We start from the raw sequence: 14,695 nt of genomic DNA on the forward strand, positions 1-14,695 counted from the left end.
GTACCCCTTACGGTGGGGCGTCATGACCATGAGTATCCGCAACCAGCTTCCCGGCACCGTCACGGCGGTCCATTCCGGCGAGGTCATGGCGACCGTCAAGGTCCGGCTGACCGGCGGTCAGGACATCACCGCGGCGATCACTCTGGAGGCCGCCGAGGATCTGGGGCTGCGCGAGGGCACGTCCGTGCGCGCCCTGGTGAAGGCGACGGAGGTCTCGCTCGCCACCGAGCCCGTGCACCACATCTCGATCCGCAACCAGCTCGCGGGCACCATCACCGACATCGCCACCGGCGAGGCCATGGCCGCGGTGAAGATCGCGGTGCCGGGCGCCGAGCTGACCTCCGCCATCACCCACGAGTCGGCGGCGGAGCTGAAGCTGGCGACGGGCTCCGACGTGGTCGCGCTGATCAAGTCGACGGAGGTCTCGCTGGCCACCGTCTGAGGAAACGCCGAGGGGCGGCTCCCCACCCGTGAAGGGATCCACGGGTGGGGAGCCGCCCCTCGCGCGCGGGCTCAGTCCTCGTACGCGTCCGGCGGCGGGCAGGAGCACACCAGGTTGCGGTCGCCGAACGCCTGGTCGATACGGCGCACCGGCGGCCAGTACTTGTCGGCGGCCGAGACACCGGCAGGGAAGACCGCCTCCTCGCGGCTGTACGCGTGCGTCCACTCGCCACCGAGCGCGGCGGCGGTGTGCGGGGCGCCGTGCAGCGGGTTGTCCTCGGCGGGCCAGACGCCGGAGCCGACCTTGTCGATCTCGGCGCGGATCGCGATCATCGCGTCGCAGAACCGGTCCAGCTCGGCCAGGTCCTCCGACTCGGTCGGCTCGATCATCAGCGTGCCGGCCACCGGGAAGGACATGGTCGGCGCGTGGAAGCCGTAGTCGATCAGGCGCTTGGCCACGTCGTCCACGCTGACGCCGGTCGCCTTGGTGAGCGGGCGCAGGTCGATGATGCACTCGTGCGCGACCAGGTTGCCGGGACCGGTGTAGAGCACCGGGAAGTGCGGCTCCAGGCGCTTGGCGACGTAGTTCGCGGAGAGCACGGCCACCTGCGTGGCGCGCTTGAGTCCCTCGCCGCCCATGAGGCGGACGTACGCCCACGAGATCGGCAGGATGCCCGCGCTGCCCCAGGGCGCCGCCGAGATCGGGCCGACACCCGTCTCGGGTCCTGCGGCGGGCTGGAGCGGGTGGTTGGGCAGGTACGGCGCGAGGTGCGCGCGCACGGCCACCGGGCCGACGCCGGGACCGCCGCCGCCGTGCGGGATGCAGAACGTCTTGTGCAGGTTCAGGTGGGAGACGTCGCCGCCGAAGTGGCCGGGCTTGGCGAGACCGACCAGCGCGTTGAGGTTGGCGCCGTCGACGTAGACCTGGCCGCCCGCGTCGTGCACCTGGGCGCAGATGTCGGCGACGTGCTCCTCGAAGACGCCGTGCGTCGACGGGTAGGTGATCATCAGCACGGAGAGCTGGTCGCGGTGCTGCTCGATCTTGGCGCGCAGGTCCTCGACGTCGATCTCGCCGTCCTCGGCGGTCTTGACGACGACGACCTTCATCCCGGCCATCGCGGCGCTCGCGGCGTTGGTGCCGTGCGCGGAGGACGGGATGAGGCAGACGGTGCGCTGCTCGTCGCCGTTGGCGCGGTGGTAGGCGCGGACGGCCAGCAGTCCGGCCAGCTCGCCCTGGGACCCGGCGTTGGGCTGGAGGGAGACCTTGTCGTAGCCGGTGACCTCCGCGAGCCGGTCCTCCAGCTCGCGGATGAGGGTGAGGTAGCCCTCGGCCTGGTCGGCGGGCGCGAAGGGGTGCAACTGGCCGAACTCGGGCCAGGTGACCGGCTCCATCTCGGTGGTCGCGTTCAGCTTCATGGTGCAGGAGCCGAGCGGGATCATGCCCCGGTCGAGGGCGTAGTCGCGGTCGGACAGCCTGCGCAGGTAGCGCAGCATGGCCGTCTCGGAGCGGTGCTCGTGGAAGACCGGGTGCGCGAGGTAGTCGTCGGTGCGCAGCAGCGCCTCGGGCAGCGCCTCGCCCGCGGCGGCGTCCAGCGCCTCGATGTCGCCCTCGACGCCGAAGGCGGCGAACACGGCGGCGACCTGGGCGCGGTTGGTGGTCTCGTCGCAGGCGAGGGAGACGTGGTCGGCGTCGACCAGGCGCAGGTTGACCCCGCCCTTGCGCGCGGCGCCGACGACGTCGGCGGCCTGGCCGGGCACGCGCGCGGTGAGCGTGTCGAAGTAGGCGCCGTGGACGATCTCGACCCCGCCCGCCTTCAGACCCTCGGCGAGGATCGTGGCGTAGCGGTGGGTGCGGCGGGCGATGGTGCGCAGGCCCTCGGGACCGTGGTAGACGGCGTACATCCCGGCCATGACGGCGAGCAGGACCTGCGCGGTGCAGATGTTGCTGGTGGCCTTCTCGCGGCGGATGTGCTGCTCACGGGTCTGCAGCGCGAGCCGGTACGCCTTGTGGCCATCCGCGTCCACGGAGACGCCGACGAGGCGCCCGGGCAGGCTGCGGGCGAACTTCTCGTGCACCGCCATGTAACCGGCGTGCGGGCCGCCGAAGCCCATGGGCACGCCGAAGCGCTGGGTGGTGCCGATGGCGATGTCCGCGCCCAGTTCGCCGGGCGAGGTGAGCAGGGTGAGGGCGAGCAGGTCGGCGGCGACGGTGACGAGGGCGCCCCGTTCGTGCGCCTGCTCGATCACGGGCTTCAGGTCGCGCACGGCACCGGAGGCGCCGGGGTACTGGAGCAGGACGCCGGTGATGTCACGGGCGGCGATGTCCGCCGGGATGCCCTCGCTGAGGTCGGCGACGACGATCTCGACGCCGGTCGGCTCGGCGCGCGTCTCGATGACCGCGATGGTCTGCGGCAGCGTGTCCGCGTCGACCAGGAAGAGCCCCTTCTTGTTCTTGCCCATGCGCCGGGAGAGCGCCATGGCCTCGGCGGCGGCGGTGCCCTCGTCGAGGAGGGAGGCGCCGGAGGTGGGCAGCCCGGTCAGCTCGGCGACCATCGTCTGGAAGTTCAGCAGAGCCTCCAGGCGGCCCTGGGAGATCTCCGGCTGGTACGGCGTGTAGGCGGTGTACCAGGCCGGGTTCTCCATGACGTTGCGCAGGATGACCGGCGGGGTGAAGGTGCCGTGGTAGCCGAGCCCGATCATGGAGCCGAGGACCTGGTTGCGGTCCGCGAGGGAGCGCAGTTCCGCGAGCACCTCGGCCTCGGTGCGGGCGTCCGGCAGGTCGAGGGCGTCGGTGTTCTTGATGACGTCCGGTACGGCGGCGGCGGTCAGCTCGTCCAGGGAGCCGTAGCCGACCTGCGCGAGCATCTTGGCCCGTGCCTCGTGGTCGGGTCCGATGTGACGCTGCTCGAAGGGGATGCCCGCTTCGAGTGCGGAGAGCGGAATGCGAGGGGCGGTCATGTGCGGAGGCCTCCTGGTCTGGCGCGACCTGCGAGGGGCACCTCGGCGCGGGTGCCCACCGGCCTCCCCCTCTGTCATCTTCATACCTGAGAGCTTCACCGGATGCCCGAGGGCCCCGGCTTTCACCGTCGGTGAGAGCGGGAGCCGTGGACGCCCGCCCTGCTTTCCAGAGTGACCTCGTCCGTGCGGTACGGGGGCCTGAGAGATTCCGGGGAGGAGTTGCTCCTTCGGCGCCTCCGACTTGCTCGGAGGACTCTCCCGCACGGGGTCAGCAGCCGTTGCCAGGGTACCAGCGGGGCCGTGACCCGCGGCGTTCGAGTGGCCGCCACGCTCATTCTGCTCTTTTGTAGTGCTAACGGATGAGTTGGGACCACGTGGAGGGAGAGGGACCGTGCAGACCGACATCGATCCGCGCAATCTGATCGGCCGCAAGGCGTTCGACCGCAACGGCACCAAGATAGGCACCATCGACGAGGTGTATCTCGACGACGCCACGGGCGTCCCCGAGTGGGCCGCCATACGCACCGGGCTCTTCTCCCGCGACGCCTTCGTCCCGCTCGAACCGAGCGAACTGGTCGAGGGCACCCTCCACGTCCCCTTCGAACGCGCGCTCATCAAGGACGCCCCGGACTTCGGGGTGGGCCGCCATCTCTCCCCCGAGCAGGAACTCCAGCTCTACCACCACTACGGTCTCGACGTGGGCTCCTCCCCCACCGCTCCCAAGGTCCCGGACCGCGACTTCGGCAAGCTCGCGGGCACCGAGGACGCCTGACCTCCCCCTCCCTCACCTCCCGCTCTCCCTCTCCGCCGCGTCGGTCGCCCTCACCACCAGCGGCAGCGGGTCGGCCGGCTCCAGGTCCGGGTCGTCCACCCAGAAGGTCCGCACCCGGCCCGGCGCGGTGGAGAGCGGCGTCTCGAAGCGCACGGTGACCCGGCCGAGCCCGCTGCCCTGCACCCAGCCGGGCCCGTGCTCGGCGTGCCGCACGTCCTGGCCGGGCCGCCACTGCCGCTCCGGCGGCGCGGCAGGAGCGGCCGGGAGCGGCTCCGGCGCGGCTTCCTCGGGCGTCTCCGCCGCCAGTTCCCCCGCTGCCTGCGCGAACAGATCCTCCTGGGTGTAGTCGGCCAGTCCGGTGACGCCGACGCCGAGCAGCCGCACCCCGCCGGTGGTGTCGACCGACTCCAGGAGCCGCGCGGCTGCCTCCTTCACCACCGTCGGGTCGTCCGTGGGCCCGCGCAGCGTCTCGGAGCGGGTCAGCGTCGAGAAGTCGTACCGCCGCACCTTGAGCACGATGGTGCGGCCGGACAGTCCCGCGCCCCGCAGCCGCCGTACGCACCGGTCGGCGAGCCGCCGCACCTCAAGACCGATCCTCAGCCGGTCGTGGATGTCGACGTCGTAGGTGTCCTCGACGGAGACCGACTTGGCTTCGCGCTCGGCGACCACGGGACGGTCGTCTCGGGCCAGCGCCATCGCGTACAGCGCGTGTCCGTGGGCCTTGCCGAGCAGCCGGACCAGTTCGTCCTCGCCCGCCTCGGCCAGTTCGTCCACGGTGGTGATCCCGGCGCGGCGCAGATGGTCGCCGGTGGCGGGACCGACCCCGGGCAGAGTGCGCACCGGCATCGGTCCGAGGAGGGCGCGCTCGGTGCCGGGCTCTATGAGACACAGTCCGTCGGGCTTGGCGCGCTCGGAGGCGATCTTCGCGAGCATCTTGGAGGCGGCGAGCCCGACCGAGCCGGTGAGCCCGGTGACCTCCCGGATGTCGGCGCGCAGCCTGACCCCGGCCGCACGCGCCGAGGGCTCGTCCCAGGCCGTCCCCCCGGCCTCCAGGTCCACGAACGCCTCGTCCAGGCTCAGCGGCTCCACCAGCGGCGACAGCTCGCGCAGCAGCGCCATCACCTGCTCGCTGATCGCCCGGTAGACGGCGAAGCGAGGCGTGACGTACGCGGCGTTCGGCGCCCGTCTGCGCGCCTGCGCCGTCGGCATCGCCGAGTGCACCCCGAACACCCGCGCCTCGTACGACGCGGTCGCCACGACCCCGCGCGGTCCGAGACCGCCCACCACGACCGCCTTGCCGCGCAGGCTCGGCTTGGACGCCTGCTCCACCGAGGCGTAGAAGGCGTCCATGTCGAGATGGAGGATCGTCGGCGCGGCTCTCACATGTCCGATGGTGCACCACACCACTGACAACGCCGGTCACCCGGCGCCGCGAGAACCCCCCGTGGGCTCAGACGGCCCGGTTGCGCCGTCTGGCCAGTTCGTCGGCGGGGTTGTGCCCGACCAGCGTCTCGCCGGTGTCGACGCGCTCACCGTGCAGTTGGGACAGCGCGCTCTCCACGTCCCGCCACACCACGCCCACGGCGATGCCGAAGATGCCCTGGCCGCCCTGGAGCAGGGCGTGGACCTCGTCCGGGGAGGTGCACTCGTAGACCGTGGCGCCGTCGCTCATCAGCGTCATGCGCTCCAGGTCGCGGAAGCCGCGGTCCCTGAGGTGCTGCACCGCCGAACGGATGTTCTGCAGCGAGACACCGGTGTCCAGGAAACGCTTGACGATCTTGAGGACGACCACGTCCCGGAAGCTGTACAACCGCTGGGTGCCCGAGCCGTGGGCGGGCCGCACGCTCGGCTCCACCAGACCGGTGCGGGCCCAGTAGTCGAGCTGCCGATAGGTGATGCCGGCCGCAGCGCAGGCCGTGGGCCCGCGATAGCCGATCTCCTCGGACGCCGTCGCCGCCCCTTCGCCGTCCGGCACTGCCGTCGGCCGCTGCGAGGCGTGTTCCGCCGCGCCGCTGGGCTGGGGATACCCCCCGCTCGGGCGGAGCCGCGAGCTTGGGGGAGGGTACGGACCGCTCGCCCCGAACCCGTTTCCGGGGGCGCCCCCAGCCGTACCGTCGCCGCTGGTTCTCACGCCGACCTCCGTCCTTGACCTGCCATCTCGACGGTAGGCAGTCACCAGGGGTGCGTCAACGATCGCCACACTCGGCACGCCGAGTGATAATCACCCTGAGAGTGGTTTCTCGTGTCCCACCGCGGGGAAAGGCTAGCCGAATGCGCTCGCGGGGGGTCGTAGGACGCTCTCACGAGCCGTTGGCAATTGCCCGCCCGTGACACCGCTTCCCGCCGTGCGGCACGACGACACCGGGCGCCCCCGTGGCCGCCTGACCACGGGGTCCGCGCCGGTGCCTCACTGGCTGCTGGTGCCGAAGTCCTCGGGCGAGATCTGGTCGAGGAACTCGCGGAATTTCTCCACCTCGTCCTCCTGCTCGTCCGGGATGGCGATGCCCGCATCGTCGAGCACCCCGTCACTCCCGTAGATCGGCGTGCCGGTGCGCAGGGCCAGCGCTATGGCGTCGGAGGGACGCGCGCTCACCTCGACCCCGCTGGCGAACACCAGCTCCGCGTAGAAGACGCCCTCACGCAGATCCGTGATGCGCACTTCGGTCAGCTCCTGACCGACGGCCTCCAGCACGTCCTTGAACAGGTCGTGCGTCAGCGGCCGCGCGGGGGCCATGCCCTGCTGGGCGAAGGCGATCGCCGTCGCCTCCCCGGGCCCGATCCAGATGGGGAGGTAGCGGTCGCCTCCCACTTCGCGCAGGAGCACGATCGGTTGGTTGGAGGGCATTTCGACCCGGACACCTACGACATCGAGCTCGTTCACACAGCAACCCTAGGCCGTGCCCGGGACGTTTGGGTAGTCGGGCCGGGAACAGGTGGGCGATCCGGTCCCCCTTCGGGGGCCCCGGTTCAGGGCAGCCGGACCCCGAGCGCGGACTTCACCAGGGCCGCGTGCAGCTTCATGGTGAGCGCCGCCAGCTCCTTCGTACGCGCCTCGGCGAGGGCCCTGGTCTGCGGGTTGCGGTGACGCTTGAGCGGGGCGACCACCTGGTCCACCAGACCCGCCTCGCGTTCGGCCGCCGCCTTCATCACCCGCAGATGGCGCGGCTCGATCCCGAACCCGCCGAGTTCGGCCACGAGAGCCGCCACCGTGACGGCCTCGGCGTCGTAGACCCCGTCCGCCAGCGGAGCGATGAGCCCGTACGACTCCCACTCCCGCAGCTCGGCCTCGTCGATGTCGGCGGCCGCCAGCAGCTCGTCCCGGCCGATGCGCGCCACCGTGGGCACCTCGGACTGGTCGTCCGCCGCGTCCTCCGCGGAACGCTGGCGCCCCACGACGGGCAACTGGACCGCCTCGCCGCGCTCCATGGCGTCCAGATGCTCGCGGATCACCTTCAGCGGCAGATAGTGGTCCCGCTGCATCCTCAGGATGTGACCCAGCCGCTCGACGTCCTCCGCACCGAACTTGCGGTACCCCGAGGGGGTCCGGCGCGGCTCGACGAGTCCCTCCGACTCCAGGAAACGAATCTTGGAGATGGTGACTTCGGGGAACTCGTCGCGCAGCACGTTCAGCACGGTGCCGATGCTCATCGGTTCACGGTCCCTGGCGGCGGTACCGCTTCCGGCACCGCCGCTCGGTGTTTGAAGCATGGACCTTCCCTGTGGTTCACCCGGACGGGTGCCCGGGGGTAGGTCAGACGCCCTGCCGGCTCGCGTAGAAGACGAGCCGGTACTTGCCGATCTGCACCTCGTCACCGTTGGCCAGCGGGACCTCGTCGATCCGCTCACGGTTGACGTACGTGCCGTTCAGACTGCCCACGTCCGCCACGGTGAAGGAGCCGTCCGCAGCGCGCCGGAACTCCACGTGACGGCGCGAGACCGTCACGTCGTCCAGGAAGATGTCGCTCTGCGGATGACGGCCGGCCGTGGTCAGGTCACTGTCCAGCAGGAAGCGGCTGCCCGAGTTCGGACCCCGGCGCACCACCAGGAGGGCAGAGCCCGCCGGGAGCGCGTCGACCGCCGCCTGCGCCTCGGGCGACAGCATCGGGACCGCCGTCTGACCGGTCATCTCGGCGTCGTACGCCTCAAGACCGGAGATGGAGATCGTCGACGTGGTCTCCGAGGCACGCTCGGGCGTCGCGCCCGGGCGCAGCGGCGCACCGCAGTTGGAACAGAAACGGGCGTTCTCCGCGTTGCGGTTCCCGCACCTGGAACACTCCAGGACCGACATGGACCCCCCGGGGGCGTTGGACGCGGACGGATCGGAGGCAAACCCTCCACCCGCACTTGAGGTTGACGGTTGCCCGAAACCTATGCCGCCGGACCGGGCAGGGTCAACGGACGCCGCGCCCTGGCCTCCCGAATTGCCACCGGCCGGACCAGCGACCTCGTCGCGGAACAGCGGACGGGGGCCTTCCTCTTCGGACTGTGCGCGATGACGGGCCGTCGCGTTGTCGCTGCCCTCTCGCGCGCTCTTGCCGAACAACTTCCCAAACAACTTCACGGGCGATTCCCCTTGACCGAAACAGACCCGCCCGTGGGGCAGGACGAACCCTGATTGCCGACACCGGCCGATCCGGACATCTTCACAACGTCCGTATCCACCAGACAGTTTCCACCACGCACCACCCCTTCGGTGCGCCGACCCCCCGCAACCTCATGCCCCTGCCGGACTCGGCCCATGCACCACCGGTTCACCGGGAGGACGACCGAGCGTAGTCAGGCTGCTTCGCCTGCCGCAAGGCATCCACGACGATCTTGTTCGACCGCTCGACACTCACCGTGGCCTGCTCCTTCTCGAAGGTCTGCACCACGCCTCCAGGGATGTTCAGCGCCGGCTCCAGGTCCTGCGGCTTCCCGATGACCTTGAAACGATACGGCGCGGCGATCTTGTTCCCGTCGACGCTGACCGTCTTGCCCGAGTCGGTGAGATAGGTGTTCGCCACCACGCGAACCCCGTTGATCTGGATCGCCTCCGCACCGGCGGCGCGCAGTTCCTGGATCGCGTCGAGCAGCATGTCGGACTCGACCGTCCCCTTCGCGTCGTCGATCGTCATGGTGATGCCGGGTCCCTGAGCCGCCACCGTGCCCGCGAGTATGCCGAGTTGCTTCTCCTTCTCGGCGGTCTGCTTACGGGCCTCGGCCGCCTGGTCGGAACTGCTCTGCAACTCCTCCCGCTGCTTCTCGAGACCTTGCTTCTCGTCCTCAAGACGCTGTGTGCGGTCGTCCAGTTCATCGAGGATGCGGACGAGATCCTCCTGGCGCGCGCCACGCAGCGCGCTGTCGCTGTCGCTGTTCGACGCCACCTGGATGGCGAGGCCGAAACCGAGCCCGAACAGCAGCAGGGCGACGATGAATTGGGCCCGGGTCAGCCGCGGCGGCCACAGTCCCGCGGCAAGCCGCTGACGTCCGGTGAGCCGGGGCTCGGCGGCTTCGGACTCCGGCTCGGCCGTGCCGCCGGGCTCGGGGGTCGGCTCCGGCTCGGGCACCGGGGCTGCCTGCGGCGCGGGGTCGCGCGGGAGTTGGGGCCGGATTCGGGGCTGAGGGTGGGGCTGGGGCTGGGGCTGCTTCGGCGCGGGCGGCTCGGGTCGGCGCTCCGACGCCGGTACCTCGTCGGGCAGTTCCTTGCGCAGCGGGTTCTCCGGCCGCTCGTCCTGGTCACTCATCGCGCTCACGCCCGGAAGACGTGCCGACGGATGGCGGCGGCGTTGGAGAAGATGCGGATGCCGAGGACGACCACGACACCGGTCGACAACTGCGCGCCCACGCCCAGCTTGTCGCCCAGGAACACGATCAGGGCGGCCACGACCACGTTCGACAGGAACGAGACCACGAAGACCTTGTCGTCGAAGATGCCGTCGAGCATGGCCCGCAGACCGCCGAACACGGCGTCCAGCGCCGCCACGACGGCGATGGGCAGATAAGGCTCGACGACCGCCGGAACCTCGGGCCGGACCAACAGGCCGGCCACGACTCCCACGACGAGGCCCAGTACGGCGATCACGATGTGCCCTTCTCAGTCTTCTCGGCATTCGGTTGTGCTGTGCGTACGATCACACTGGGTGCGGACGGCAGCCGGACGTCCTTCTCCGCGGAGAGGGAGACACGGATGCCGAAGTTGTCCTTCAGGGCGTGGAGATACAGCCCGTCGGCGGTGTTCTGGAACCGGGTGGCCATCCGCTGCCCGTCCCCCACCGCGAGCACCGTGTACGGCGGCACCAGCGGCCTGTTGTCGACCAGTATCGCGTCGCCCGCGTTCCTGATCGCGGACAGCGCGGTCAGCCGCTGCCCGTTGATGGAGACGGCCTCGGCGCCGGACTCCCACAGCCCGTTGACCACGCGCTGCATGTCCCGGTCGCGCACCCGACCCGTGTCGGAGAACCCGGAAGCCTCCCGCGGGTTGGTGGCGTCTCCCCCGGCGCTCGCCTCCTTGGCGTCGTTCACCACGAGCCGCACCCCGGGCCCGTGCACCGCCGTGGCACCCGACAGGATGCCCATCAGGTCCGCCTGACCGCCCCCGGTCGTCTTGAGCGCGGCCCGCTGGCGCGCGCTCACGTCGTCCCGCAGTCGGTCCACGCCGCTCTCCAGGCGGTCGGCGGCGTTGTTCTCGCGGTCGATGCGGTCGATCAGCTCCTGGCGCTCCTTGGCCACCCCCGGCGCCGCCACACGCGCCTGAGCCGCCCCCACGGTCACCACGAGCGCCGCGAGGACCAGTCCCCCGGCGAGACCGAGCTTGGCCCGCAGCGTCTTCGGCAGCCCGCGCTCGCCGCCGGACTCCTTGCGGGCGGCGGCCTCGGCGTATCCGTCGTCGAGGCTGTGGTCCATGACGTTGGTGATCAACGACATGGAGGCGTCCGGACGACTCGGCCGCGTGGGGCTGCTCCGAACGGGGGGTTGCTGCGGCATGTCGCACATAGTCCCATGCCGCGAACGGTGCTTTCGAACGGCCCCACCCCCGCGCCCGGACCCCCGCCGGGGCGGAAGCGGACACACGACCGCGGGCCGTCGCCGGTGTGGCGACGGCCCGCGAATCTCCCTCTTACCGGATTACCGGCCCGCGCTGTCCACGACGGCCGACCACTCGTCGAGCAGCGCCTGCGCGGAGGCGTCGTCCGGGCCCTCCGCCCACAGGTGCGTGACGGCCTCGGCGGGGTCGGGCAGCACCATCACCCAGCGCCCGTCGCTCTCGACCACGCGCACGCCGTCCGTGGTGTCCACGAACCGGTCACCGGCCGCCTCCACGACCCGCCGCATGACCAGACCCTTGACCGCCCACGGCGTCGCGAGGTCCCGCTTGAGGACGTGCGCCCGCGGAATCCGCGCGTCGATCTGGCTCAGCGTGAGCTGGGTCCGCGCGACCAGACCGATCAGCCGCACGAACGCGGCCGTACCGTCGTAGACGCTGCTGAACTCGGGGACGATGAAGCCGCCCTTGCCGTCGCCGCCGAAGATGGTGCCCTCTTCGCCGCCCACACGCGTGAGGTCGTCCGGGGACGTGGTCGTCCACTCGACCTGTGTGCCGTGGTACGCGGCCACCTGCTCCGCGATACGGGTCGTGGTCACCGGCAGCGCCACCCGCCCGCTGCGCCGCTCGGCCGCGACCAGGTCGAGCATGACCAGGAGCGCCCGGTCGTCCTCGATGATCCGGCCCTTCTCGTCCACGAGCGAGAGCCGCTCGCCGACCGGGTCGAACCGCACACCGAACGCGGCACCGGAGGACGCCACTATCTCGCCGAGCCGCTCCAGACCCCGGCGGCGCATCTCCTCGGTCTCGGTCGGTCTCGACTCGTCCAGACCGGGATTGATGGTCAGCGAGTCCACCCCGAGCTTGCCGAGCAGGCTGGGCAGCACGAGCCCCGCACTGCCGTTGGAGGCGTCCACGACGACCTTGAGCCCCGCCTCCGCGATCCCGGTCGTGTCGACGTTCCGCAGCAGCGAGCCGGTGTACGAGTCGAAGACGCTCGACGGGAAGTAGAGGTCACCGATCTCGCCCGGGAAGGCACGCCGGTACTCCTGGCGCGCGAACACCCGGTCCAGCTTGCGCTGGCTGCCCTGCGAGAGGTCCGCGCCCTGCCCGTCGAAGAACATGATGTCGACGGAGTCCGGCACACCGGGCGAGGTACGGATCATGATCCCGCCCGCACTGCCCCGCGCGGTCTGCTGACGCGCCACGGGCAACGGCACGTTCTCCAGGTCGCGTACGTCGATGGCACTGGCCTGGAGCGCCGAGATGACCGCCCGCTTGAGCGCACGGGCGCCTCGGGAGTGGTCGCGGGCCGTGGTGACCGTGGCGCCCTTCTTCAGGGTCGTCGCGTAGGCACCGGCCAGCCGGACCGCCAGCTCCGGGGTGATCTCGACGTTCAGGATGCCGGTCACGCCCCGGGCGCCGAAGAGATGCGCCTGACCGCGGGACTCCCAGATGACCGAGGTGTTGACGAAGGCACCGGCCTCGATCGTCTTGAACGGGTACACCCGGACGTTGCCCTGGATGATCGATTCCTCGCCGATCAGGCACTCGTCACCGATGACCGCGCCGTCCTCGATCCGGGCGGCCCGCATGATGTCGGTGTTCTTGCCGACGACACAGCCGCGCAGATTGCTGTTGTGCCCGATGTAGACGTTGTCGGCCACGACCGCCTTGTGCAGGAAGGCACCGCTCTTGACGACCACGTTGGAGCCGACGACGGTGTCCTCGCGCAGCTCCGCGCCCGCCTCGACCTTGGCGTAGTCACCGATGTACAGCGGCCCGCGCAGCACCGCGTCCGGGTGCACCTCCGCGCCCTCGGCCACCCACACACCGGGCGAGATCTCGAAACCGTCGATGTCGACGTCGACCTTGCCCTCGAGGACGTCGGCCTGGGCCTTCACATAGCTCTCGTGAGTGCCGACGTCCTCCCAGTAGCCCTCGGCGATGTAGCCGTAAATGGGCTTGCCTTCCTTCATCAACTGCGGGAAGACGTCACCGGACCAGTCGACGGGCACATCGGGTTCGACATAGTTGAAAACTTCGGGCTCCATCACATAGATGCCCGTGTTCACCGTGTCGGAGAAGACCTGGCCCCAGGTCGGCTTCTCGAGGAAACGCTCGACCTTGCCTTCCTCGTCGACGATGGTGATGCCGAACTCCAGCGGATTGGGCACCCGGGTCAGGCAGACCGTGACCAGGGCACCCTTCTCCTTGTGGAAGTTGATCAGCTCGGTGAGGTCGAAGTCCGTGAGGGCGTCACCGGAGATCACGAGGAAGGCGTCGTCCTTCAGCGCTTCCTCGGCGTTCTTGACGCTTCCGGCGGTACCGAGTGGCTTCTCCTCGTTGGCATAGGTCAGCTCCATGCCGAGTTCTTCGCCGTCACCGAAGTAGTTCTTGACGAGCGACGCCAGGAACTGGACGGTCACAACGGTCTCGTTGAGTCCATGCCTTTTGAGCAGCCTCAGCACGTGCTCCATGATCGGGCGATTCACCACGGGCAGGAGCGGCTTGGGCATACTAGAGGTCATGGGGCGCAGGCGCGTGCCTTCGCCCCCGGCCATCACGACGGCCTTCATGTCGGAAGCGTCCTCCTCGAAAGATGACGGTCCAGCCGACTTCACCCGTCCAGATTGTCCCGCACTTTTCCCGTGCGGGCCATCGAAGCGTCACGGACACCCGGCGTCCGGGCAGCGCCGCCCGGGCTCAATCGGCCATGGCATCCGCGCGCACCAGACGGCGGACCTGAACCACGTAAAGCACTCCTGCCCACCAATACAGGGTTGTACCCCACCCTGCGAACGCCCATCCGAAAACAGCGGCGAGTGACGCGATCCAACCGCTTCCGTCACTGAGCAGAAGCAGCGGGAACGCATACATGAGGTTGAACGTGGCCGCCTTCCCGAGGAAGTTCACCTGCGGCGGCGGATAGCCGTGCCGACGGAGGATGCCCACCATCACGAGCAGCATCAGCTCACGCGCCAGCAGAAGCGCGGTCAGCCAGAGCGGAAGGATCTCACGCCAGGTCAGACCGAGCAGCGTGGAAAGGACATAGAGCCGGTCGGCGGCGGGATCGAGCAGCCGACCGAGGCTGCTGATCTGATTCCAGCGTCGGGCGAGCTTGCCGTCCAGATAGTCACTGATCCCGCTGAGCGCCAGGACCAGAAGTGCCCAGCCGTCGCTCTTCGGACCGCCGAACTCCGGCCTGAGGATCAGCCACAGGAACAGGGGTACGCCGGCGAGCCTTGCCATGCTGAGGATGTTGGGGATGGTGAGGACCCGGTCTGTCTGGACGCGGGTCTCCTGGACCTCCACCCGGGGGCCTCCTGTTACGAAACGTGCCAACAATTCCCCATGACCTTACCCCAACGCAAAAAAGCTCCGGCCCTCGGGCTGTTATGCCCAAGAGCCGGAGCTACAAAAGGAGTTCGGCGGCGTCCTACTCTCCCACAAGGTCCCCCTTGCAGTACCATCGGCGCTGTGAGGCTTAGCTTCCGGGTTCG

At 70.0% G+C, this 14,695-nt stretch carries 13 protein-coding genes, 1 rRNA gene and 1 riboswitch; of the genes, 2 read left to right on the forward strand and 12 right to left on the reverse strand.

All coding sequences use genetic code 11. The annotated features are described in order from the left end of the window. Positions 1–22 precede the first annotated feature (22 nt). Positions 23–442: a molybdopterin-binding protein gene (locus IF655_RS05375; protein ID WP_199582331.1), complete on the forward strand. Its 420-nt coding sequence runs from the start codon at positions 23–25 to the stop codon at positions 440–442. A gap of 71 nt (positions 443–513) precedes the next feature. Here IF655_RS05375 and gcvP read toward each other — a convergent pair whose 3' ends face one another. After that, positions 514–3,399 carry an aminomethyl-transferring glycine dehydrogenase gene (gene gcvP, locus IF655_RS05380; protein WP_199582332.1) on the reverse strand — a complete coding sequence of 962 codons (2,886 nt, stop codon included), beginning with the start codon at positions 3,397–3,399 and terminating at the stop codon, positions 514–516. Positions 3,400–3,575: 176 nt separating this feature from the next. Continuing rightward, positions 3,576–3,670: riboswitch (glycine riboswitch) on the reverse strand. A gap of 120 nt (positions 3,671–3,790) precedes the next feature. Between gcvP and IF655_RS05385 the strand changes: the two genes are divergently transcribed. Next, entirely contained in the window at positions 3,791–4,171 is a 381-nt protein-coding gene (locus IF655_RS05385) for a PRC-barrel domain-containing protein (RefSeq protein ID WP_199582333.1), read from the forward strand. A gap of 12 nt (positions 4,172–4,183) precedes the next feature. On the opposite strand, the gene IF655_RS05390 is transcribed toward IF655_RS05385, so the two are convergent. From IF655_RS05390 to rrf, 11 genes are all read right to left on the reverse strand, one after another. Continuing rightward, entirely contained in the window at positions 4,184–5,554 is a 1,371-nt protein-coding gene (locus IF655_RS05390) for a DNA polymerase IV (RefSeq protein WP_199582334.1), read from the reverse strand. Positions 5,555–5,621: 67 nt separating this feature from the next. Continuing rightward, a complete protein-coding gene (locus tag IF655_RS05395; protein WP_199582335.1) occupies positions 5,622–6,302 on the reverse strand; it encodes a MerR family transcriptional regulator in 681 nt (226 codons plus the stop codon). 276 nt (positions 6,303–6,578) lie between these two features. Continuing rightward, positions 6,579–7,052 (reverse strand): bifunctional nuclease family protein, encoded by a 474-nt coding sequence (locus IF655_RS05400; protein WP_004002801.1) that lies wholly within the window; start codon positions 7,050–7,052, stop codon positions 6,579–6,581. A gap of 86 nt (positions 7,053–7,138) precedes the next feature. After that, positions 7,139–7,879, reverse strand: coding sequence for a MerR family transcriptional regulator (locus tag IF655_RS05405; protein WP_199582336.1), 741 nt, complete (start codon positions 7,877–7,879; stop codon positions 7,139–7,141). A 43-nt stretch (positions 7,880–7,922) separates the two neighbouring features. Next, on the reverse strand, positions 7,923–8,840 hold the full coding sequence (locus IF655_RS05410; protein WP_199582380.1) for an FHA domain-containing protein: 918 nt from the start codon (positions 8,838–8,840) through the stop codon (positions 7,923–7,925). Between the two features lie 82 nt (positions 8,841–8,922). Continuing rightward, positions 8,923–9,894, reverse strand: coding sequence for a DUF881 domain-containing protein (locus tag IF655_RS05415; protein WP_199582381.1), 972 nt, complete (start codon positions 9,892–9,894; stop codon positions 8,923–8,925). A gap of 5 nt (positions 9,895–9,899) precedes the next feature. Continuing rightward, positions 9,900–10,232: a small basic family protein gene (locus tag IF655_RS05420; protein WP_003988855.1), complete on the reverse strand. Its 333-nt coding sequence runs from the start codon at positions 10,230–10,232 to the stop codon at positions 9,900–9,902. Then, a complete protein-coding gene (locus IF655_RS05425) occupies positions 10,229–11,134 on the reverse strand; it encodes a DUF881 domain-containing protein (RefSeq protein ID WP_199582337.1) in 906 nt (301 codons plus the stop codon). Before IF655_RS05425 ends, IF655_RS05420 begins: the two co-directional genes overlap by 4 nt. Positions 11,135–11,275: 141 nt before the next feature. Then, the gene (locus IF655_RS05430) at positions 11,276–13,771 is read right to left on the reverse strand and encodes a mannose-1-phosphate guanyltransferase (protein ID WP_199582338.1); all 2,496 of its coding nucleotides are present in this window, start codon (positions 13,769–13,771) and stop codon (positions 11,276–11,278) included. Between the two features lie 127 nt (positions 13,772–13,898). Next, on the reverse strand, positions 13,899–14,507 hold the full coding sequence (locus IF655_RS05435) for a CDP-alcohol phosphatidyltransferase family protein (protein WP_199582339.1): 609 nt from the start codon (positions 14,505–14,507) through the stop codon (positions 13,899–13,901). A gap of 111 nt (positions 14,508–14,618) precedes the next feature. Beyond that, positions 14,619–14,695, reverse strand: a 5S ribosomal RNA gene (gene rrf, locus IF655_RS05440); the annotation flags it as partial.

Source organism: Streptomyces sp. DSM 110735 (genome assembly GCF_016482685.1).
In the GTDB taxonomy this organism is placed as follows: Bacteria; Actinomycetota; Actinomycetes; order Streptomycetales; family Streptomycetaceae; genus Streptomyces.